Raw genomic sequence first — 20,889 nt, forward strand, 5'->3', positions numbered from 1 at the left:
CGAATTTAAACTTTAATTTTACTATTGCTTAACTAATGGTTTCGTTGCGGAACCTGTTGTAAACCCGGATCATTTTAATGAGGAAGGTCAGCATGAGCAGCATAGATAAATGCGGAACATTCACGCTCGGAACGCGTACGGTTAAACGGTTTGGCTATGGCGCGATGCAGCTTGCCGGACCTGGCGTTTTTGGTCCGCCAAAAGACAAAAATGCGGCGCTGGCGGTGTTGCGTGAAGCGGTAGAGTCGGGGGTAAATCACATTGATACCAGCGATTTTTACGGCCCCCATGTGACCAACCAGCTTATCTGCGAGGCGCTTCATCCGTACCGGGATGACCTTACGATTGTGACCAAGATCGGAGCCCGACGCGGCGAGGACGCCTCCTGGCTGCCGGCGTTTTCCGCCCAGGAGCTGACGCAGGCGGTGCATGACAACCTGCGCAACCTGAAGCGAGATGTGCTGGACGTGGTTAACCTGCGGATCATGTTTAGCGCCCACGGACCAGCGGAAGGCTCGATTGCCGCGCCGCTAAGCACCCTCGCGGAGCTGCAACAACAGGGGCTGGTTCGCCATATTGGGCTGAGCAATGTCACCGCTTCGCAGGTGGCTGAAGCGCAGAAGATGGTTTCCGTGGTATGCGTACAGAACATGTACAACGTGGTGAATCGCGGTGACGATGCGCTGGTAGATTCGCTGGCGCAGCAGGGGATTGCCTGGGTGCCGTTCTTCCCACTGGGTGGTTTCACGCCACTGCAATCTTCCGGACTACAGGCGGTGGCAGATTCACTGGATGCGACGCCTATGCAGGTGGCGCTGGCATGGCTTCTGCAACGCTCGCCAAATATCCTCTTGATCCCGGGTACTTCTTCGGTGGCGCATCTGCGTGAAAACCTGGCGGCAGCCGATCTGGTATTGCCGCCTGAGGCGCTGGAGACGTTAAATACGCTGGTGGAGTAATCCAGACAGCAGCAAAAGCCCGGGGGATTTTTCGGGCTTTTGGTGTTTATGACACAATCTGATTCCTTTGGCGGTGAAGTGCTAACGCTTCCGCCACGATTTCCTGCTTACTTTTCCGTGTTTCATACGCAGTAATGCGGATGTACTCCATCAGCGCTGGATCGATGCGCGCACTTAACATCCTGAGATCGGCCTCCTTTGCTACACCGCGAGCAACACGCTTGTCGGGATAATCACGGGCTGGCATAGAAAACGTCCTCCAAAAATTGTCTTGTTAATTTGTGCTGTAAAATATGCGCTAGTCTTGGTGTAAAGTCAATGGCTAGTGAAGGCGCAGTGAATTACTGTTTGGGTTTTCTGTGATTCAAGACTTCATTAAGTGATTTAATAGTGTTTGTATTGTCACTCTGTGAGTCCGCTTTGATGCGGAAAGTCACATTTTCAGTGCTGATAATGACGGAATGTTCAACGCACCAGACGCTCTAAAATTATTGATAATTTCTTCCTGAAACTTAACTCAGGTTTATCCCTGTGCTTATTCATGGTTATTGCTTAATTAAATCTTCTGTTTGAAGGCTCAGCTGTAAAAATCTGACGCTATAAGACCGGCCTTGGGGGAATCCTGATATTAATCCTTTAAGCAACTTCCGGCTGGTCATATATTCCAGCATCGGTGACGTAGATAGCGATATTCGCTATTTTAACCCTGTTAAACCCATGCAATTGCGCTGGTTTTCATTTCTTCCGACATAATAGATTTTGTCTACGTTCTCTTTTTAATTTATGCTTCGCATACGAACAATTAGCGTTGTGCAGGGTTTTAACATCGTGGCAGTTAATAAAACCCTGCTTTATATAAAGTAATCAGGAGATTCATTTTATGTCAGACAATAATCCCCGCCCATTGGGCTGGTTAGGCCCGTGGTGCCTGCTGGTGGGTGTGGTACTTCTTGTGACGGGGCTGTTTTTTGCCATCGGCGGTTTTAAACTGGTTTCCCTGGGGGGGAGTTGGTACTTTCTCATTGCCGGGGTTTTCACGCTGCTCTCTGCAATTCAGTTTTTCCGCCGCAAATCCTCTGCCGTAGGGCTGTTTGCTCTGGTGTTTCTTGGCACCCTGATTTGGGCATTTTTCGATACCGGACTCGACTTCTGGCCCCTGGTTTCCCGATTAATGGTACCCGCCGGGCTGATGGTGCTGGCAGCAGCCACCTGGCCTGCATTGCGTAAGCGTGAAGGAAAACCGTCCTCCACGAAAGGGGCGATGGCGGTCTGCGCAGTTCTTATTATCGGAATGGGCGTTACCTTTGTTCAGATGTTTCAACCCCATCCGACCGTGCCGTTTAGCGGCGAAAAGCGCCCGCTGGTGCCGGTAAAAGAAGAGGCGAAACAGCAGAACTGGGATCACTACGGTAATACGGCTGGCGGTAGTCGCTTTGTGGCGCTGGACCAGATAACCCGTGACAACGTGAAAAACCTGAAACCGGTCTGGACCTACCATACCGGTGATATTCCGCAAAGTCCGGATGGCAATGGCGCAGAAGATCAGCAAACGCCGCTACAGGTAGGCGATCGTGTCTTCCTCTGTACGCCGCATAACAACGTGATCGCCGTGGATGCCGATAGCGGGAAAGAGATCTGGAAAGCGGAAATCAACGCTAAGTCTGCCATCTGGATGCGCTGCCGTGGCCTGGCGTACTTTGATGCCACCAAACCGCTGGCACAGCCAACGGTAGCCGGCTCCACACCGGTTCTGCCAGCGCCGGTCGCACCGGGCGCGGCATGCCAGCGCCGTATCCTGATGAATACCATTGACGGTAAGCTGATCGCGTTAGACGCCGATAACGGCAAATTCTGCCCGGACTTCGGTACTGACGGCAGCGTTAACCTGCATGAAGGAATTGGCGACGCGTCAGATCCAACCTATGTGTTGACGTCGGCCCCGACGCTGGCGGGTACCACGGTCGTGGTTGGCGGCCGCGTTGCGGATAATGTCAGCACCGATATGCCGGGCGGCGTAATACGTGGTTATGACGTGATCACCGGCCAGCTGCGCTGGGCGTTCGATCCGCGTAATCCGGATCCGAACTACGTTCTGAAGCCGGGCGAACACTACAAACGCAGCTCCGCAAACTCCTGGGCCCCTATGTCCTGGGATGCGTCGATGAATACCGTTTTTATCCCGATGGGAAGTTCCTCTGTCGACCTGTGGGGCGCTGACCGTATTCCAGAAGATCACAAATACGCCACCTCAATCCTCGCGCTGGATGCGACTACCGGGAAAGAGAAGTGGGTATACCAGACCGTGCATAACGACCTCTGGGATTTCGATATCCCGATGCAGCCGAGCCTGGTTGATTTCCCAACGAAAGAGGGCAACAAGCCCGCGGTGGTAGTGGGCACTAAAGCGGGGCAAATTTACGTTCTCGATCGCCTGACGGGTAAACCGCTCACTGAAGTGAAAGAGGTTCCGGTAAAACCAGCGGATATTCCACGTGAACAGTACCCGGCAACGCAGCCTCGCTCTGTGGGGATGCCGCAGATTGGCGCAGAAACCCTGAAAGAATCGGATATGTGGGGGGCGACGCCGTTTGACCAGCTGGCCTGTCGTATCAGCTTCAAATCAATGCGTTATGACGGTCTGTACACGATGCCGGGAACCGATATTTCCCTGAGCTTCCCGGGCTCGCTGGGGGGAATGAACTGGGGCAGTTTGTCCACCGATCCGAACAACCAGTATATCTTCGTCAATGACATGCGTCTGGGCCTGTGGGTTCAGCTGATTAAGCAAGATCCGCAGAGCGCGGTGGCAAACACGGGCGGTGAAGCCGTGAACGCCGGGATGGGCGCCGTTCCGATGAAAGGAACGCCGTATTCGGTCAACAAAAACCGTTTCATGTCACCGCTGGGCATTCCGTGCCAGAAACCACCGTTTGGCTCTCTCTCCGCCATTGACCTGAAAACGCAGAAAATCGTCTGGCAGGTGCCGGTCGGTACCGTACAGGATACCGGTCCGTTTGGGGTAAAAATGCGTATGCCAATGCCTGTCGGTATGCCGACGCTGGGCGGTACGCTGGCCACGCAGGGCGGTCTGGTCTTCATTGCGGGAACCCAGGATTACTACCTGCGCGCCTTTGATTCCTCTACGGGGGAAGAAGTGTGGAAAGCGCGTCTTCCGGTGGGTAGCCAGGGCGGACCTATCAGCTATGTATCACCGAAAACCGGCAAACAGTACATTCTGATCTCTGCTGGCGGTGCACGCCAGTCGCCGGATCGTGGTGACTACGTGATTGCCTACGCGCTGGATAAATAACAGCGAAATAAGCAACCTGGCCCCGTCGAAGTACGGGGCTTTTTTTTGACTAAAAACCACGGATATGAAGAAAGCGGCGGGTCCGGTCAGCCCGTGAAAAGCACCCGCCAGCGACGGCGATGGCGAGTCATCTCGCGCCATAGTGCGATTATCTCGTCATGTTGCAGGGCATCAACAGCCTGCGGCGTTAACACCGGTAAACCATAGCGCTGGCGCAGGGCGGCTACTGCCGTGGCGCTGGCATTCATCGGTGACCGGATTTGCGTCGCCAGCTGCTGTCGCAATACGCTGAACGCCGTCTCATCGCACAGCGTCAGCTCACGCAAAAATTGTTTGCAGCAACCCAACAGGTTCACGGGAGAGCGGTCAGGCGACTGTAACGCCAGCAGCAGGCCATCGCGATCGGCAATACGCTGATAACGACAGCTGACCACGTAGCCAATCTGCTGTTCCACGCGCAGGCGCTGGAAAAATTGCGGTTCGCAGCATAATGCCAGCAGCCGCAGCGCGGCGAGCGACGCGCCCGGCGGCAGGGGAATAAACACCAGCAGCGCCGAATCCGCGCTGGCGTGCGGAATGTGTTCGATCCCGCCGGGACAACCGCTTAATGGCGTCGGCTTAGCGTTAACCGGCGCCCGGAGCAGGCCAAGCTGCCGGGCTAACCCGTGCGCGTGCGCGACGCTGCCGCCAACTAGCGCCGCCAGCCAGCCGTCCCGTGGCGGATCCGATGCCAGACGTTCAGGCAATTGCTGAAGCAGCTCACGGATGGCAATGCCTTCTGGCACTGGCGTAAGAGCCGGGGCGGGGTGGGAGAGGCGATCGATTATCGCCCCGATGATGTGTTCCGCCGTCACCACGGCGTCAGGAAGCCGCAGGGTGAGCTGCCAGCTACCGTCAACCGTTTGCCACTCGCCGCTGCCGTCAATATGGCGCAGTTCAGCAAGGAGAGGGCGTAACTGTTTGCCCATCGCCACCCCCTGCGCCCGTTCCATGCACGAATAAAAAGGCCTGCGCAGGATCAGCGTTGGCGGTTGTGTCTGCGCCGACAAATGCAGCAGCGGAGCGGCTTCTGACGTCGGGGCTGGCGTAACATACCTGGCAGTCTGCGGGTAGAAGGAAAACGCGATGGGGCTATCATCTGCAACCGGCTGGCGACGCCAATGGCTAAGCGGCAGAGCAAACCCCTGGCTGGCGATAATTTCAGAGGTTTCAATTTTTTTGCAGGCCAGATACGAGGTGGGCGCCGCCAGTAAATCGGCACAAAAGGCGGAAAAACTTACGGGCGCCGCACCGGGCGCAAAACCGAACGCCCGCTGGCGCAGCTGCTCCAGCGTCGGCAGGGCGCTGAAACGTTGCTGTGCCAGCCGATAATAATGCCGCTGCTGCTCATCCGTCGTTTGCTGTAGCGCCCGTAGCCAGTGGGTAATATGCGGGTCAACCTCCTCGGGTCGTTCGCTATCAACCGTTAGCGCCAGCCAGCCGTTATCGTTATCCTGATAAAGCCAGTTCAGGGCGACATCTTCTGCCAGCCCGCGCGCCCGCAGCCCGGCAATCAGGCTTCCGGGGGCGTCGTCCAGTAAAAACTCCCGAAATAAGGTGACGTTGTCACTTTTTCGAATTAACGGACAACGCCACAGTGCGGGTCGCTCCGTCACTGCCAGCTGAAAATCTGCTTCAGCGCTAAGACGCAACGGGGGAGCGGTTTCAGGCATGCCACCAGAAGCAAAACCGGACGCAAACGTATGGGCAAGCTCGGCCAGCGCATTCAGCGTTTGCGGCCCTTGCAGCCACAATTGCAGGTGTCCGGCCACATAATAGCGCCGATGAAAGTCGCGCAACGCGGTTTGCAGCGATCCCGTGTCCTGCCCCAGAGAATCCTGGCTACCTACCTGAAAACGGCGAAAAACTGTGGGTTCTTCCATCGCGTGGCGTGCCGCCGCTTCGCGCCTGGCGGAATCATGCTGCTGGATGAGCCGGTTTTCCGCATCAATGACCGCCACTTCGCGCTGTATGTCATCGCATGAAAGCAGCGGCGCCTGCAACATATCCCGCAGCCGCGCGACGCCGTCGGACAGGTTATCGGCGGCCACATCGAAGAAAAATGCGCTGTGGCGAGCCAGCGTGGTGGCATTGACGCTACCGCCCTGACGTTGGACCCAGGCCATGAGTCGATCGTCGCCCTGATAGCGCTGGCTACCGCGGAACAGCAGGTGCTCAAGTAAATGCGCAAGACCGGCGAAGCGTGGTGGCTCGTGATGGCTTCCGGTACTCACGCGCGCCAGCGCCGCCGCGCGTGTCGCCTGCGGCTGATGCACCAGCGTTGCGCGTAAACCGCCTGCCAGCTCCACGATGCGGGTGGTCATTATCGCTACAGTTCCCGGGTTTTATAGATAAGCTGCGAACGGGTACGGTTGCGGAACTGAAGCTGGCCGATTTTCATGTCGCTACAGGCTGCTTCGCGTCGCGCGTCCAGAATTTTATGATGATGCGGCGATTTGCTGCACACCGGATCGGCGTTATCAGCATTCCCGGTGAGCATAAAGGCCTGGCAGCGGCAGCCGCCGAAGTCCTTCTCCTTTTCATCGCAGGAGCGGCACGGCTCCGGCATCCAGTCAAACCCGCGATAGCGGTTGAAGCCGAAAGAGTCATACCAGATGGATTCCAGACTCTGATCAAGCACCGAGGGGAACTCCACCGGTAGCTGGCGCGCGCTGTGGCAGGGCAGCGCCGTGCCTTCCGGGGTCACGCTGAGGAAAATCGACCCCCAGCCGCCCATACAGCCTTTTGGTCGCTCTTCGTAATAATCAGGGGTGACGAACAGCAGGTTGGTCAGATTGCCGCTGGCGGCCATTTTTTGCCGATAGTCGGCAACCACGCGTTCCGCGCGGGCGATCTGTTCTCGCGTCGGCAAAAGGCCCTGACGATTAAGGAACGCCCAACCGTAGAACTGGCAGGTGGCAAGTTCGACGTCGTCGGCGTCCAGTTCGATGCACAGCTCGATGATTTTATCGATCTGGTCGATGTTGTGCCGGTGCAGGACGAAATTCAGCACCATCGGGTAATCGCGCGCTTTGACCGCTTTGGCCATCGCCAGCTTCTGCTGGAAGGCTTTTTTATTCCCCGCCAGCGCGGCGTTGAGCACTTCATCGCTAGCCTGGAAGCTAATCTGGATATGGTCCAGACCGGCCTCGCTGAACGCGTCGAGCTTGCTTTCCGTCAGGCCAATTCCCGAGGTGATCAGGTTGGTATAAAAACCGAGATCGCGGGCGGCGCGGATCAGCTCCGGCAGATCTTTACGCGTCAACGGTTCGCCGCCGGAAAAACCTATCTGCACGCTGCCCATCGCCCGCGCCTGGCGGAAAACCTCAATCCACTGTTCAGTGGTCAGCTCCTGATCCTGCCGGGCAAAGTCCAGCGGGTTAGAGCAGTAAGGACACTGTAGCGGACAGCGATAGGTCAGCTCCGCCAGCAGCCACAGCGGTGGATTGACGGTGGGTTTATTCTGGCTCACGGAAAATAATCCACTTCTGTTGATAAGCGATTTGCAGGAATTCTACGACGTCGTCATCCACGCCGCCGGCTTCCGGGAACCGTTCGTTGAGTATGGCAATGATGGCCGCCGCGTCGCGTTGGCCATCGACCAGTTCGAGGATTGCGGCCGCGGTCTCATTGAGTTTAGCCATGCCTTCCGGATAAAGGATGACATGGCTGTCCTGAGCGGCTTCCCATTGCAGGCGATAGCCGCGACGAAAGGCGACGATGGAGTTTTTTTGCATGCTTATACCAGTCGGGTTGTGTGCCAGGCCGCTTTGTCGGTGACCGTGTGATAAGGCGGACGCTGTAGCGCGTAGGCCATGGTCATCGCGTCGAGCATCGACCACAGGATATCGAGTTTGAACTGAAGGATCTCCAGCATCCGATTCTGCTTTTCTGCGCTATCGCAGTAACTCTTCGCCAGCTCCAGACCGTGTTCAACGTCGCGGCTGGCCTGGCTGAGGCGGCTGCGGAAATAAAAATAGCCTTCCTCTTTGATCCACGGATAGTGCTGCGGCCAGCTGTCGAGACGCGACTGATGAATTTGCGGGGCAAACAGTTCGGTGAGCGAACTGCATGCCGCCTCCTGCCAGTTGGCGCGGCGGGCGAAGTTAACGTAAGCGTCCACGGCGAAACGGACGCCGGGCAGCACGTGGCGTTCGCTGATTAAGTCGTCGCGGCTAAGCCCTACGGCTTCGCCCAGCTGTAGCCAGGCTTCGATCCCGCCGTCATGACCGTTGCTGCCGTCGTGATCGAGGATCCGCTGCACCCATTTTCGACGCGTGTGCGGATCCGGGCAGTTCGCCATAATGGCCGCGTCTTTCAGCGGGATCGTCGTCTGGTAGTAAAACCGGTTCGCCACCCAGCCCTGGATCTGCTCGCGGCTGGCCTCGCCGTTATGCATCGCGATATGGTACGGATGGTGAATATGATAGTAGGCGCCTTTCGCCCGGAGGGCGTGTTCAAACTCTTGCGGCGAGAGCGTTTCACGAATGTGCATAGTTAGTCCTGAAGCGTGATGGTCATCCCGTCCCAGCTCACTTCAATTCCCTGCTGCGTGAGGGCGTGACGCTGCGGCGACTGCTCGTTAAGGATCGGGTTAGTGTTATTAATGTGAATCAGAATCTTGCGCTTTGCCGGCAGTGAGGCCAGCAGCGCCATCATGCCGTGTTCATCGCCGAGCGCCAGATGGCCCATATCGCGGCCGGTATTGCGCCCGACGCCAGCGGCCTGCAGTTCATCGTCCTGCCAGACGGTGCCGTCAATCAGCAGACAGTCCGCTTTTTTAAGCCACGGCAGGATGTCGTCATCGGGTTCACCGAGACCCGGCGCGTAGAACAGCGTCTGACCGTTGCGGCGGTTTTCGATAAACAGCGCCACGTTATGCCCCGGCAGCGGGCGGTCGCGCCACGGCGAATAGGGCGGTGCGTTACTGGCGATGGGGACAGCGGTAAACTGCAAATCAGGGCAGGCTTCCACGCTAAAGGCGGCGAGCGGTGCGATCGGATGATGAATCAGGCCGCCGTTCCAGTGCCGGAGCATGGTAAAAATCGGGAATCCGCTGGAAAGGTCTTCATGCACCTCCGGCGTACACCATACCTGATGCGGACACCCCTCGCGCAGGCTGAGCAGCCCGGTGGTGTGGTCAATCTGGCTGTCGGTGAGAATAATGCCGCCAATATGCGTGCCGCGCAGAACCTCTTTCTTATTCAATTCTGGCGTATGGGCAATCTGCTGGCTGATATCGGGCGAGGCGTTACACAGTATCCACTCTTCGCCGTTATCGCTGACGATGATCGACGACTGGGTGCGGGGGGTCGCCTGAAGGGTACCGTTGCGCAAACCCTGACAGTTGGCGCAATTACAGTTCCACTGAGGGAAACCGCCGCCGGCGGCGGAACCGAGGACTTTAATAAACATGAAGATAGGCCAGGTAGTAAAACAAAAATGCCCGCACGGATGGCGGGCTGAGCGATTAGCGGTTGGAAATGTACAGCGTCACTTCCAGGCCAAGACGTAAATCAATAAAGGCAGGTTTCTTCCACATCGTTTTTTCCTCTTTAAAAATGCAGCACCAACACCATTGTTTGTGCCAGTTTTGTGATGGTCATCAAATAATGCGTCACAGTGGGGCAAAGCTCAACCCGAAAGATGTAAGGAATTAACGTAATGTTTACAACGTAACCTATTGTTGCCAAACATTTTGCAATACCTTTTGCCAGTTGCCCCACAGCAGCTTATTCAGCACAAATTGATCATAGCCGCTGTGACGCAACGCGCTGATTAGCCGCGGTAAACCACTCACATCATGCAAATCATCAGGTAACGTGATGCCGTCAAAATCGGAGCCCAGCGCAACATGATCTTCGCCCATGATGTTAATAAGATAGTCGATATGGCGAACGATTGTGCTCAGCGGGGTATCGCTATCGCGTTTACCGTCGGCGCGCAGAAAGGCGTTGCCGAAATTGACCCCTGCCACGCCGCCGCTGTCGCGGATAGCCAGCAGTTGCCGATCGGTCAGATTACGCGGTTGCGGGCACAGCGTATGGGCGTTGGAATGGGTGGCGACCAGCGGTGAAGAGGAATGACGAGCAGTATCCCAGAACGCCTTTTCATTCATGTGAGAAACGTCAATCAGCATGTTCAGGGCGTTAGCGTGCTTGATGAGGGCGATACCCTCTGCGGTAAGCCCTGGGCCGCTGTCCGGGCTGCCGGGAAACGCCCCGTTAACGCCGGTGCCAAAACGGTTAGCAATGTTCCAGAAAAGCCCAATGCTGCGCACGCCAGCGGCATAGAAAGCCTGTAGATCGCCACCCTCGCCGTCAAAACCGCCCGCACCCTCAATATGCGCCACCATCGCCAGCACCTTATCCTGACGGCAGCGTTCGATATCTGCCGCGCTCAGGCACAATCGCGCCCGTCCATCGGAGTGTGCGACAAGCTGCTTGAGGATCGTCAGCTGCTGCCAGAGAATGTCGATCGGTTGCCACGGCTCGCTGGCGTAGTGCGGCGCCATGCGGGCGATATACTCCTGCGGCGGCACGAACAGCGCGAACAGCCCGCCGGAAAATCCGCCTTGCTGCATGCGCGGATAATCGAGGTGTCCGTTCTCAATGCCGGAGAAGAAGGCCGTTACCGGATCCTGGCGATGGTGAAGCCATAAATTAAGCAACAGGTCATTGTGACCATCAAAAATCGCCATAGCGCATCCCACTGTTTTTTATTGCTGAAAAAGTTGCCTGGCACGATAACTGATTTGTCCTGTCCGGCAAGGAGAAACTTACAACTTAGCAGCAATTGTTAATAACGCTTAACCCTGAGGAGATCCGCACATCATATTGCGTGGCGAGATAGGAGCATTTCCCGTTCCATCTGCGATTGCATCGCGTACGTTCCCTGAGCTACCGGGCTACGCTATACTTCGCCACTTTGAGTTATGCGTGGCAGGTAACGAAATATGCGGGAGAGCATTAATTTTCTTTTCGTGGTGCTGTCTTTCACGGCACTGATTATGCTGATGCGCTTTTTCATCAGGCGTATTCGGCATCCAAAGCGCATCGTTGCCGACAGCCGGGGAATGAAAAAAATCTCTACCCATCCTTCCTGGTTTGGCGGATCGTCAGGTAAAACCTACTTTTATGATGAGCAGTATTTATACGAGGTCATAAATAGCGTCACCCGTAAAATTGAGCTGGCCGCTATCGTAAAAATTAAGCCGGGCTCGACAGTGGTTAATAACAGGCGGATCTGGTCTGTGAGCTATCTTGAGGGAACCCGTGAAAAACAGGTGCAATTTTATAATAATCTGACGGTGTTTAATCAAAACTTTGCTGCGTTTTTAGAGGCTGTAAAACGCGTGAATCCTGAAGCCGATATTAAGGCCGTCTCCTTGTTCAATCTGTGACTGGAATACATTACCTTTATCTTTCTGACTGCCCATACGGCAGGTATGGGCAGTAAAGCCGCCGATATTACTTCTTCTTGTTCATCATCGCCTTGAGATCGGCAAAGGGGTTAAACGTGGCGACACCCACGTCTTTTTGCGCATCCTCACCTGCGACAACGGTGGTGCCATACTGATCCGCTTCGGTGTACTTTGAGTGTTCGTGGTCATGGCAAAACAGGCACAACAACTCCCAGTTACTGCCATCTTCCGGATTATTGGTGTGATCGTGGTCGATATGGTGGACCGTGAGTTCACGAAGATTCGAATACACAAACTCCCGCGAGCAGCGTCCACAGACCCACGGGTAAATTTTTAGCGCTTTTTCACGGTAGCCGCTTTCCAGCCGTGCGTAGTTTTTGGGGATCAGAGCCATTGCTGATGTTACCTGTTAAAAAAGAGAACAGTTCACACTATATCCCATTTTGAGATGCCAGGAGAATGCCTCCTCTGCGGGAAGGCAGCGTGTGATTTGCGTATTTCTGTCAGTTTATTTGAAGCATTCCGTTAAATAATCACCATTTATTCTCATCGGTTAATGCGTAGAGTAGGGATAACGCAATGCTTTATCAGGATACTCCACTATGAAAAAGATCGGATTTTTGTCGTTTGGTCACTGGACGCCGTCTTCCCAGTCCGGCACGCAAACCGCAGCTGACACGCTGCTACAGTCCATCGATCTGGCTGTCGCCGCTGAAGAGCTGGGCGCGGACGGGGCTTATTTCCGCGTGCACCACTTTGCCCGCCAGCTCAGTTCGCCATTCCCCTTGCTGGCTGCGATAGGCGCGAAAACCAAACGCATCGAAATCGGTACGGGCGTGATCGACATGCGGTACGAGAATCCGCTGTATATGGCGGAAGATGCTGGCGCGGCAGATCTCATCTCCGGCGGGCGATTACAGCTTGGTATCAGCCGGGGCTCCCCGGAGCAGGTGATTGATGGTTGGCGTTATGTTGGTTACGTGCCGCAGGACGGGGAAAACGAATCTGATATGGCGCGCCGTCACACTGAGGTACTGCTTGATGTATTACGCGGTGAAGGGTTTGCGAAGCCTAACCCACAGCCGATGTTCCCAAACCCGCCGGGATTGTTGCGTCTGGAGCCGCATTCAGAGGGCTTACGCGATCGTATCTGGTGGGGGGCTGGCTCCAATGCAACGGCAGTATGGGCGGCAAAACTGGGGATGAACCTGCAAAGCTCAACGCTGAAAGATGATGAAACCGGCGAGCCGTTCCATATTCAGCAGGCAAAACAGATCCGTGCCTACCGACAGGCCTGGGCCGAGGCAGGGCATACCCGTCAGCCACGCGTTTCGGTCAGCCGCAGTATTTTTGCCCTGATGGACGATCGCGACCGGATGTATTTCGGTTCAAGCCGCAATGAGAGCGACAGCGTTGGCTATCTGGATGAGAAAACGCGGGCCATTTTCGGACGCAGCTATGCCGCAGAGCCAGACAAGCTGATTGAACAGTTGAAAAAGGATGAAGCGATCGCGGAAGCGGATACGCTGTTGCTTACCGTGCCGAATCAGCTGGGCGTGGAATACAACGCACATGTGATCGAGTCCATCCTGAAACATGTCGCACCGGAAATGGGATGGCGCGATCGCAATGCGTAATCTGGCCCTCTGGTATCGCCGGTTTGGTGAGCCTGAATCGGTACTGCAAGCGGAAACCACACCATTGTCACCGCGACAGCCGGGAGAGATACGTGTGCGCATGCTTTTTTCTCCGGTGAACGCCTCCGATCTCATCCCCATCACCGGGGCATATCGCCATCGCACGCCGCTGCCCGCAATAGCCGGTTATGAAGGGGTCGGAATAGTGACCGAAACGCCCGCCGCTTACCCGGCGCTGCTGGGCAAGCGGGTCCTGCCGTTACGGGGGCAGGGAACCTGGCAGCGCTATGTCGACTGCCCGGTGGCGTATGCGGTTCCCGTCCCGGACGACGTCGACTCGCTTCTTGCCGCGCGGGCGTATATCAACCCGCTTGCCGCTCAGATGATGCTGGACCGTTATCCTCCGGCCGGGAAAACGGTGCTGCTCACCGCTGCCGGTTCTGACTGCGCCGTTCTGCTCGGGCAATGGGCACGCCAGGCGGGTGCAGAGGCGGTTTACGGGATCCATCGCTCGCCCGTGCACGCTCAACGTCTGGCTGAAATGGGGATCGTCCCGATTGCGCAAGATGATACGGCCGCCGTCAACGCTGCCGCCGCGCAAGCGGAGGTGGTGTACGACGCCACGGGCGGCAGCCTGGCGGAGGCGATCCTGAGCGTGATGCCCGAAACCGGTACCTTTGTCTGCTACGGGCTACTCTCCGGGCAGACCTTCCGGCAGCAGCGGCCGTTGCCGCGCGTGGCGTGGTTTCACATTCGTAACTATCTGGACGCGCTGAGCGCTGAGGCGTGGCAGGCGGAGTTTCGGCGCATCTGGCCTAAACTGCGCGCCAGCCAGTGCAGCGATGTTACCCTCTACCCGCTGTCGGAATGGCAGCGGGCAGTGGGCAACTACCGCGAAGCGGGAAGAACGGGCAAGCCTATGCTGTCGATGGACAATTAATCGGCCTTATGGCTCATGTCGCTCAGCAGTACAGCGATACTTTGTCCACCGGCGGTCTGCTCCAGGCCAATTTTGACAATAATTGTCAGCGGAACGGAGAGCAGCATGCCGACAGGCCCGAGCAGCCAGCCCCAGAAAATCAGGGACAGGAACACAACAAGAGTTGAAAGCCCCAGCCCGCGTCCCATTATCCGTGGTTCGAGAATGTTCCCGAAGACAAGGTTAATCACCAGATAGCCTGCCAGCAGAATCAGGGCATCATACAAACCGCTGAAAACCAGCACCTGAAGGATAGGGGGGATCGCCGCCAGCACGGAGCCAATGTTAGGAATATAGTTGAGCGCAAAGGCCAGCAGCCCCCAGACGAAGGCAAAACGCACATCCAGCGCGGCGAGCATCCCCCAGACCACTAATCCCGTCACGAGGCTGATGGCCGTTTTCAGCACCAGATAGCGTGAAACGCTGTCGAGCGCGCGCTGAATAGCACCCATTCCCTCTACCGGACGCACCATGATGTGCTGGAGTTTTGCAGGCAGCTGTGGAACTTCCAGCAGCATAAACACAACCGTCAGGAACAGCAGGAAAATCGAGGTCATGGCGTTGGAGAGCTGTGCCAGCAGGCTGGTGACAATCGTCATGGCGGCATTCGGATCGATGTATTTAAGCAGTTCCTCAACCGAGACTTCGATACCCGCGCGTTGCAGCCAGGGTTCAATTTGCAGCAGCGGGGTCGCCAGGGAAGAGCGGTATGTCGGCAGCGTCCGCGCCAGCTCGTTCAGGGAGGTTCCCAGATAGGCGACTAACAGCACCATCGCAACGATAATAATACTGATAAGCAGGCTTATCGCCAGCACACGCGGGATGCGTAGCCGCACCATTCGCTGCACCAGTGGATTGAGGATCACCGCGATAAAAAGCGCCAGGATAAAGGGCACGATGATATCGGCCGCAAAACGAACGCCGGTCAGAATGATCACCAGCATGCCCAGCATGATGACGATCTTAAGCCCGTTGAGGGTGATAATGGGTTTGGCCATGGACGTTCCTGAACAGTTTTTTATTTATAATAGAGGGGAAAGCGGATTAAAAAAACTAACCAAAATCAAACAGACTGGGTAAAGAAATGAAAAGGCTTTGAGTAAATTCCTGGCTTATGATACAAATCAGGCGTGTTCAACTACTGAGGACAATTTTCATCCGCAAAGACGAGAAGCAACACCGCGGATAATTGTAATTTTATGGACAATTTGTTCAGGACGTATTTTTCAAACAACTCTGCTCTGTTTTCTACCTCCCTCTGCACGCTTTCCGGTGAACAACACTGGCGTTCCGCGCTATAGTCACGTCTTCTGCCTGAGCTGGCGCTATGCGCTTAGCTAACTGATTTAATTCCCACTTTTTTGGTTTGCTGTTCGCAGCGAGCCTCGATGGATTATATTCTCAAGCAGGAGAAAAACATGTTTTACTGGATTTTATTAGCTCTGGCTATCGTTGCTGAAATTACCGGCACCTTGTCGATGAAATGGGCGAGCGTGAGTGACGGCAGCACCGGATTTATTTTGATGCTGGTCATGATTACGCTTTCCTATATATTCCTCTCTTTCGCGGTTAAAAAAATCGCGCTGGGCGTGGCATACGCTTTGTGGGAAGGTGTTGGTATTTTATTGATTACGCTGTTCAGCGTCATGATATTTGATGAAACCCTGACGACAATGAAAATTGCCGGGCTGACGACCCTGGTCGCAGGTATCGTGCTGATTAAATCGGGTACGCGCAAACCAGCCAAACAGCAGAAGGAGCAGACCCATGCAGCAGTTTGAATGGATCCACGCGGCCTGGCTGGCTTTCGCCATCGTTCTGGAAATTATTGCGAACGTCTTTTTGAAGTTCTCCGACGGCTTTCGTCGCAAAGCCTACGGCCTGTTATCGATTGCCGCGGTTCTGGGGGCGTTTAGCGCTCTGTCACAGGCAGTGAAAGGCATCGATCTTTCCGTGGCCTACGCGCTGTGGGGCGGCTTCGGTATTGCCGCCACCCTGGCGGCAGGCTGGATTATGTTCGGGCAGCGTTTAAACCATAAAGGCTGGATAGGGCTGGTATTACTGCTCGCTGGCATGATCATGATTAAACTGGCCTGAGTGACCTACTGCTGCGCCAGGGCTTCCAGCCGGTCGCGAAAACCGGTCACCGCTAACGCTCGGTTATCGGCGCGCCAGCGGTCTTTCGCTGCCGGAGCAGAACTCTGAACGCCAATCAGTTGCCAGCCGTTAACGGTTTTTAACATCAGGGGCGATCCGCTATCACCCGGTAGCGTATCGCACTGATGCGAAAGCACGCTGTTTTGCGCCCAGCCCGTCACCACGCAGTCCGTATGGGTGTACAGCGAATCGAGGTGATCAACAGGGTAGCCTGACTGCGTCACTTTTCGATCGGCGGCTTTCAGGGCGGCGGTGAGCGCGTCTTTGTCACCATCAAAGAGCGGTAGCGGAGCGATCCCGGACGGCGGATAACGTAAAACGATCAGACCGAAATCCCAGGATGCCGCCCCGGGCGGCACAATCCAGCCATCGCCATCCGGTTTCAGGCGTTTCCCGAGCGACGGATCCACCCGCCCCTCAATACCGTGAATTTCGTAGCGCCAAATCCCTTTCTGCGAGACAAAGCGCAGGGCGATCGCTTTATCCGGTTTGCCTTCGGGCGGCATTAACAGGCAATGACCCGCCGTCAGCGCAAGGCGTGGCGTTATGAGAGTTGCGGTACATAGATTGCCGCTGGCGGTTTCCAGTTGCCCGATGGCATCCCAGGGCGCTTCGGTAGGATCGGTGACACGCGTACGATCGTCATGACCAAAAAACAGCGTCTTTACCTCTTTGGCGCTGATGGCGTCATCGTCGCCCTCATCCGCATGTGAAAAGCCTGCAAAAAGGCTAAACGTTCCCAGTAACAACACAACAGATTTACGCATATCACACTCTGGTGGGGGTAATTATGATTATTAAAAGTGAACCCTATGAAAATACTATAGACGCGACGGCGAGAAAGTGGGAGTAAAATCAGCGTGCTACATTCAGGAAAGATAAAAGTGGCTGGCGATGAGCGCGCATAAAATTAGCAGGATAAGAATGAACTCAAACCGATAGCGCCGCAGCATACGCCCTCCGGATAAAAAAACGGCGCTGACCGCAATCCCGTTCAGCGCCGGTTTACCAACGTGCCCCGAAGGGCACGGTTAAGCTTGTACTCTTACGCTGCTGGCTGTGCAGCAGGTTTAGCCGCTTCGTGTTTTGCCGCTTTTTTGTGATGCTTTTTAGCCGCCTGGGCTTTCTGCTCTACCGCAGGTTTTGCCGCTTTTTTGTGGTGCTTTTTCGCGGCCTGCGCTTTCTGTGCTGCCGCTGGTTTAGCCGCTTTGTGATGTTTTTTATGGTGAACCGTTTTGGCCGGAGCAGCGGTGGATGCCGCAGGCGCTGCGGTGGCGGTAGTTTCAGCCGCGAATGCAGCGGAAGAAAGACCCATAGCAGCGGCAACAACCAGAGCTAATACTTTTTTCATTTTCATACCCTCGAATTTGGTTTTTCATTTAACCCCACTGCGGGGCCGTTGAAATAACTATATCCCTGTAAATTCGGGGTTTCCGTGAGTGATTGGTATCGGCGTGTAACCATATGTACAACGCCGGGGTAGACCCCCGGCGCGTTCGTTTACAGGTAGCGGGACGTCAGGTGTTCGCGGAAGTAGCGGATATTCAGATCTTCACCTGTGGCCTGGGTGATGAGCTGCGACGTGCTGAAACGGCTGCCGTGCTGCCAGATATTCTGACGCAGCCAGTCAAATAGCGCCGAGAAATCGCCCCCGGCAATGGATGCCTGCAACCCGGGCAGCGCAGTTTTGGCGGCATGAAACAGCTGTGCCGCATACATTGCCCCCAGCGTGTAAGACGGGAAGTAGCCAAAACCGCCGTCGGTCCAGTGGATGTCCTGCATACAGCCGTTGCGGTAGTTATCTTTGGTGGATAATCCAAGCCAGGCCTGCATTTTCTCATCCCATAACGCGGGGATATCATCCACTTCGATTTCGCCATTGATCAGCGCGCGCTCAATCTCATAGCGCAATACCACATGCGCCGGATAGCTCACTTCATCTGCGTCAACGCGGATGTAGCCCGGTTTCACGCGCTGATTCCAGGCAATAAAATTCTCTTCACTGAATGCCGCCTGGCTGCCGAAACGGGCATGGACCGCCGGAAGCAAATGCTTCAGGAAAGCCTCACTGCGGCCCAGCTGCATTTCAAAGAACAAGCTCTGGGATTCATGGATCGCCGTAGAGCGCGCCAGCGCAACGGGCTGACCGGCCCACGCTCGCGGAAGGTTTTGCTCGTAGCGGGCATGACCGGTTTCGTGGATCACGCCGAAAAGCGCGCTGAGCAGTTCATCTTCATCGTAACGCGTGGTGATACGCACATCTTCCGGAACGCCGCCGCAGAACGGGTGGGCGCTAACGTCCAGACGACCGCCGTTAAAATCGAAGCCAAGCATTTTCATCGCTTCCAGGCCCAGCTCGCGCTGGGTGGCGGTGGGGAAGGGACCCTGTGGCGGAACGAACGATCGTTGAGCCTGTTTTTCCACAACCTTTGCCAGCAGCTCCGGCAGCCAGGACTTCAGATCGCCGAACAGCACATCCAGGCGAGCGCTTGTCATGTCGGGTTCAAAGATATCCAGCAGCGCGTCGTAAGGCGTGCAGCCTTTAGCCTCGGCGCGCAGGCGGGCCTCTTCACGACTGAGCTTCACCACCTCTTTCAGGTTGGCTGAAAAGCCCTGCCAGTCGTTGGCCGGACGCTGAGTACGCCAGGCGTGTTCACACCTGCTGCCCGCCAGCGATTTGGCCTCTACCAGCGATTCCGGCAGTAAAGTGGCCTGCTGGTAGTGGCGCGTCATTTCACGCAGGTTGGCCTGCTCAACGTCGTTCAGATCTTCTTCTGCCGCCGCCGCCAGCCATTCACCCACTTTTTTATCGGTCAGGATCTGATGTTGCAGGACGCTCATCTCCGCCAGCGCTTCACCGCGCGCGGCGCTGCCGCCGGGCGGCATCATGGTAAACATGTCCCAGCTGGCGATGGAGGATAGGTGGGAGAAGCGGGAGAGACGCTGGAAGGTGCGGGTGAGTTGTTGATAGTTATTGTTTTTCATGAAGTCCTCGTGTCTGAATCAGCCGATGACAAAAATTAGCATCGGCTCGATTTAAACACGAAGAGGGCTGAATGTTAATGCAGTCGTTTATGCAGTCTCGCGCCCACCAGCAGTGCCGCGCACAGCATCAGCGCGATAAATCCGCCCACGCCGTTCCAGCCGTAGTTATGCCAGAACACCCCGCCGAGAGTCCCGGCAATGCTGGAACCGAGATAGTAACTGAACAGATACAGAGACGAAGCCTGACCTTTAGCGCGGCGCGCGCGTGGGCCAATCCAGCTGCTGGCAACAGAATGCGCGGCAAAGAAGCCCGCAGAGAAGAGCAGCATTCCGGCAAAAATCAGCCACAGGGAAGAGACAAGCGTCATCAGCAGTCCGAACAGCATCACGGCGGTGGACACCAGCATCACCGGACCACGGCCGAAGCGCGCGGTCATGGCGCCCGCTTTTGGTGAACTCCACGTCCCGGTGAGATACGCCACAGAGAGCAAACCCACCAATGCCTGGCTAAGATGCCACGGCGAGAGCATCAGCCGGTAGCCAATATAGTTAAACAGCGTGACAAATGACCCCATCAGCAGGAATCCCATCAGAAACAGTCGCGGCAAACCTTTGTCGCGCCAGTGCAGACGGAAGTTGATAAACAGTGTTTTCGGACGCAGGGAAGTCGGGCGGAAATGGCGCGATTCCGGCAGGATTTTCCAGAACATCAGCGCCGAAGCGAGGGCGAAGCAGCCGATTACGGCCAGCGCAATGCGCCAGTTAAAGAAATCGGTAAACACACCGCTGAGCAGGCGTCCGCTCATCCCGCCGATAGAGTTCCCGCTAATGTACAGCCCCATGGAGAAGGCCACGAAACTCGGGTGGATCTCCTCGCTGAGATAGGTCATCCCGACCGCCGCCACGCCGCTGAGGGATAACCCAATCAGCGCGCGCATGATCAGAATGCCGTGCCAGCTGGTCATCATGGTGGACAGCAAGGTACACACGGAGGCCAGCATTAACGCCGTTACCATGACCTGCTTACGCCCGATGGCATCTGAAAGTGGCCCGGTGAACAGCAGACCGATCGCCAGCATCCCGGTTGAAATGGAGAGCGAAATACTGCTGCTGGCTGGCGACACGCCAAATTCATGCGACAGGACCGGCAGGATCGGCTGAACGCAGTAGAGCAGGGCGAAAGTGGCGAGACCCGCTGAAAAGAGCGCCAGCGTGACGCGCATAAACTGGGGGGTACCACGTTTTATAAACTGAACCGGCTGCGGTACTGCGGGTAAATCATCAATGTCGCTGGCCGGCGCGATATCAACGGTCGTTGTACGGCTCACACATAATCCTTGCTTAAACTTCCCCGTGGTTTCTGGTGACGGGTATGACCACAAGATTAGGGTAGGAAAATG

General features: G+C 55.9%; 22 protein-coding genes and 1 pseudogene. 8 read left to right on the forward strand and 15 right to left on the reverse strand.

Translation table 11 applies throughout. From position 1 onward, the window contains the following. Window positions 1–92 precede the first annotated feature (92 nt). Window positions 93–959: an aldo/keto reductase family oxidoreductase gene (locus tag ACQG03_RS10000; protein ID WP_023299981.1), complete on the forward strand. Its 867-nt coding sequence runs from the start codon at window positions 93–95 to the stop codon at window positions 957–959. A 46-nt stretch (window positions 960–1,005) separates the two neighbouring features. On the opposite strand, the gene ACQG03_RS10005 is transcribed toward ACQG03_RS10000, so the two are convergent. Continuing rightward, window positions 1,006–1,206: a hypothetical protein gene (locus ACQG03_RS10005; RefSeq protein WP_023299982.1), complete on the reverse strand. Its 201-nt coding sequence runs from the start codon at window positions 1,204–1,206 to the stop codon at window positions 1,006–1,008. Window positions 1,207–1,839: 633 nt separating this feature from the next. Here ACQG03_RS10005 and ACQG03_RS10010 point away from each other — a divergent pair. Beyond that, window positions 1,840–4,269, forward strand: coding sequence for a glucose/quinate/shikimate family membrane-bound PQQ-dependent dehydrogenase (locus ACQG03_RS10010; protein ID WP_063163293.1), 2,430 nt, complete (start codon window positions 1,840–1,842; stop codon window positions 4,267–4,269). An 86-nt stretch (window positions 4,270–4,355) separates the two neighbouring features. Here the strand turns inward: ACQG03_RS10010 and pqqF are convergent, their stop codons facing one another. The 7 genes from pqqF to ACQG03_RS10045 all read right to left on the reverse strand — a co-directional run bounded on the left by pqqF (window position 4,356) and on the right by ACQG03_RS10045 (window position 11,008). Further along, window positions 4,356–6,632 (reverse strand): pyrroloquinoline quinone biosynthesis protein PqqF, encoded by a 2,277-nt coding sequence (gene pqqF / locus ACQG03_RS10015; RefSeq protein ID WP_063163294.1) that lies wholly within the window; start codon window positions 6,630–6,632, stop codon window positions 4,356–4,358. A gap of 5 nt (window positions 6,633–6,637) precedes the next feature. Further along, complete coding sequence (gene pqqE / locus ACQG03_RS10020; protein ID WP_045308495.1) at window positions 6,638–7,780, reverse strand: pyrroloquinoline quinone biosynthesis protein PqqE; 1,143 nt, start codon at window positions 7,778–7,780, stop codon at window positions 6,638–6,640. Then, window positions 7,767–8,045 (reverse strand): pyrroloquinoline quinone biosynthesis peptide chaperone PqqD, encoded by a 279-nt coding sequence (gene pqqD, locus ACQG03_RS10025; protein ID WP_003857508.1) that lies wholly within the window; start codon window positions 8,043–8,045, stop codon window positions 7,767–7,769. Before pqqD ends, pqqE begins: the two co-directional genes overlap by 14 nt. Window positions 8,046–8,047: 2 nt before the next feature. Further along, window positions 8,048–8,803 (reverse strand): pyrroloquinoline-quinone synthase PqqC, encoded by a 756-nt coding sequence (gene pqqC / locus ACQG03_RS10030; protein WP_023306095.1) that lies wholly within the window; start codon window positions 8,801–8,803, stop codon window positions 8,048–8,050. A 2-nt stretch (window positions 8,804–8,805) separates the two neighbouring features. Further along, window positions 8,806–9,723 carry a pyrroloquinoline quinone biosynthesis protein PqqB gene (pqqB, locus tag ACQG03_RS10035; RefSeq protein ID WP_038415973.1) on the reverse strand — a complete coding sequence of 306 codons (918 nt, stop codon included), beginning with the start codon at window positions 9,721–9,723 and terminating at the stop codon, window positions 8,806–8,808. A 55-nt stretch (window positions 9,724–9,778) separates the two neighbouring features. After that, the gene (pqqA, locus tag ACQG03_RS10040; RefSeq protein WP_002905689.1) at window positions 9,779–9,850 is read right to left on the reverse strand and encodes a pyrroloquinoline quinone precursor peptide PqqA; all 72 of its coding nucleotides are present in this window, start codon (window positions 9,848–9,850) and stop codon (window positions 9,779–9,781) included. A gap of 138 nt (window positions 9,851–9,988) precedes the next feature. After that, on the reverse strand, window positions 9,989–11,008 hold the full coding sequence (locus ACQG03_RS10045) for a dipeptidase (protein WP_063163295.1): 1,020 nt from the start codon (window positions 11,006–11,008) through the stop codon (window positions 9,989–9,991). A gap of 255 nt (window positions 11,009–11,263) precedes the next feature. On the opposite strand from ACQG03_RS10045, the gene ACQG03_RS10050 reads away from it, so the two are divergent. Then, window positions 11,264–11,710, forward strand: coding sequence for a hypothetical protein (locus ACQG03_RS10050; protein WP_022647956.1), 447 nt, complete (start codon window positions 11,264–11,266; stop codon window positions 11,708–11,710). 67 nt (window positions 11,711–11,777) lie between these two features. Here the strand turns inward: ACQG03_RS10050 and yajD are convergent, their stop codons facing one another. After that, a complete protein-coding gene (yajD, locus tag ACQG03_RS10055; protein WP_006808895.1) occupies window positions 11,778–12,125 on the reverse strand; it encodes an HNH nuclease YajD in 348 nt (115 codons plus the stop codon). Window positions 12,126–12,333: 208 nt separating this feature from the next. On the opposite strand from yajD, the gene ACQG03_RS10060 reads away from it, so the two are divergent. Next, window positions 12,334–13,368 (forward strand): LLM class flavin-dependent oxidoreductase, encoded by a 1,035-nt coding sequence (locus tag ACQG03_RS10060; protein WP_063163296.1) that lies wholly within the window; start codon window positions 12,334–12,336, stop codon window positions 13,366–13,368. Continuing rightward, entirely contained in the window at window positions 13,361–14,308 is a 948-nt protein-coding gene (locus ACQG03_RS10065) for a zinc-dependent alcohol dehydrogenase family protein (RefSeq protein WP_063163297.1), read from the forward strand. The genes ACQG03_RS10060 and ACQG03_RS10065 overlap by 8 nt, the downstream gene beginning before the upstream one ends. Here the strand turns inward: ACQG03_RS10065 and ACQG03_RS10070 are convergent. Continuing rightward, window positions 14,305–15,345 (reverse strand): AI-2E family transporter, encoded by a 1,041-nt coding sequence (locus tag ACQG03_RS10070; protein WP_003857467.1) that lies wholly within the window; start codon window positions 15,343–15,345, stop codon window positions 14,305–14,307. The genes ACQG03_RS10065 and ACQG03_RS10070 overlap by 4 nt on opposite strands. Window positions 15,346–15,477: 132 nt before the next feature. Here ACQG03_RS10070 and ACQG03_RS10075 point away from each other — a divergent pair. From ACQG03_RS10075 to mdtI, 3 genes and pseudogenes are all read left to right on the forward strand, one after another. Further along, window positions 15,478–15,648, forward strand: a pseudogene (locus ACQG03_RS10075) (hypothetical protein). 117 nt (window positions 15,649–15,765) lie between these two features. After that, complete coding sequence (mdtJ, locus tag ACQG03_RS10080; RefSeq protein ID WP_032624865.1) at window positions 15,766–16,128, forward strand: multidrug/spermidine efflux SMR transporter subunit MdtJ; 363 nt, start codon at window positions 15,766–15,768, stop codon at window positions 16,126–16,128. Further along, entirely contained in the window at window positions 16,115–16,444 is a 330-nt protein-coding gene (mdtI, locus tag ACQG03_RS10085; protein ID WP_022647960.1) for a multidrug/spermidine efflux SMR transporter subunit MdtI, read from the forward strand. Before mdtJ ends, mdtI begins: the two co-directional genes overlap by 14 nt. A gap of 5 nt (window positions 16,445–16,449) precedes the next feature. Here mdtI and ACQG03_RS10090 read toward each other — a convergent pair whose 3' ends face one another. The 5 genes from ACQG03_RS10090 to ACQG03_RS10110 form a co-directional block, all read right to left on the reverse strand. Further along, on the reverse strand, window positions 16,450–17,271 hold the full coding sequence (locus ACQG03_RS10090) for a trypsin-like serine peptidase (protein WP_023299991.1): 822 nt from the start codon (window positions 17,269–17,271) through the stop codon (window positions 16,450–16,452). Window positions 17,272–17,373: 102 nt separating this feature from the next. Continuing rightward, a complete protein-coding gene (locus tag ACQG03_RS10095; RefSeq protein ID WP_057979992.1) occupies window positions 17,374–17,457 on the reverse strand; it encodes a hypothetical protein in 84 nt (27 codons plus the stop codon). A 92-nt stretch (window positions 17,458–17,549) separates the two neighbouring features. Beyond that, on the reverse strand, window positions 17,550–17,855 hold the full coding sequence (gene asr / locus ACQG03_RS10100; protein WP_022647962.1) for an acid resistance repetitive basic protein Asr: 306 nt from the start codon (window positions 17,853–17,855) through the stop codon (window positions 17,550–17,552). A 149-nt stretch (window positions 17,856–18,004) separates the two neighbouring features. Next, window positions 18,005–19,489, reverse strand: a complete 1,485-nt coding sequence (locus ACQG03_RS10105) for a carboxypeptidase M32 (protein ID WP_048966590.1) — start codon at window positions 19,487–19,489, stop codon at window positions 18,005–18,007. A 74-nt stretch (window positions 19,490–19,563) separates the two neighbouring features. Next, the gene (locus ACQG03_RS10110) at window positions 19,564–20,817 is read right to left on the reverse strand and encodes an MFS transporter (protein ID WP_063163298.1); all 1,254 of its coding nucleotides are present in this window, start codon (window positions 20,815–20,817) and stop codon (window positions 19,564–19,566) included. Window positions 20,818–20,889: the final 72 nt, after the last annotated feature.

The sequence above is a fragment of the Enterobacter cloacae complex sp. 342H5 genome (assembly GCF_050030905.1).
Taxonomy (GTDB): Bacteria; Pseudomonadota; Gammaproteobacteria; order Enterobacterales; family Enterobacteriaceae; genus Enterobacter; species Enterobacter intestinihominis.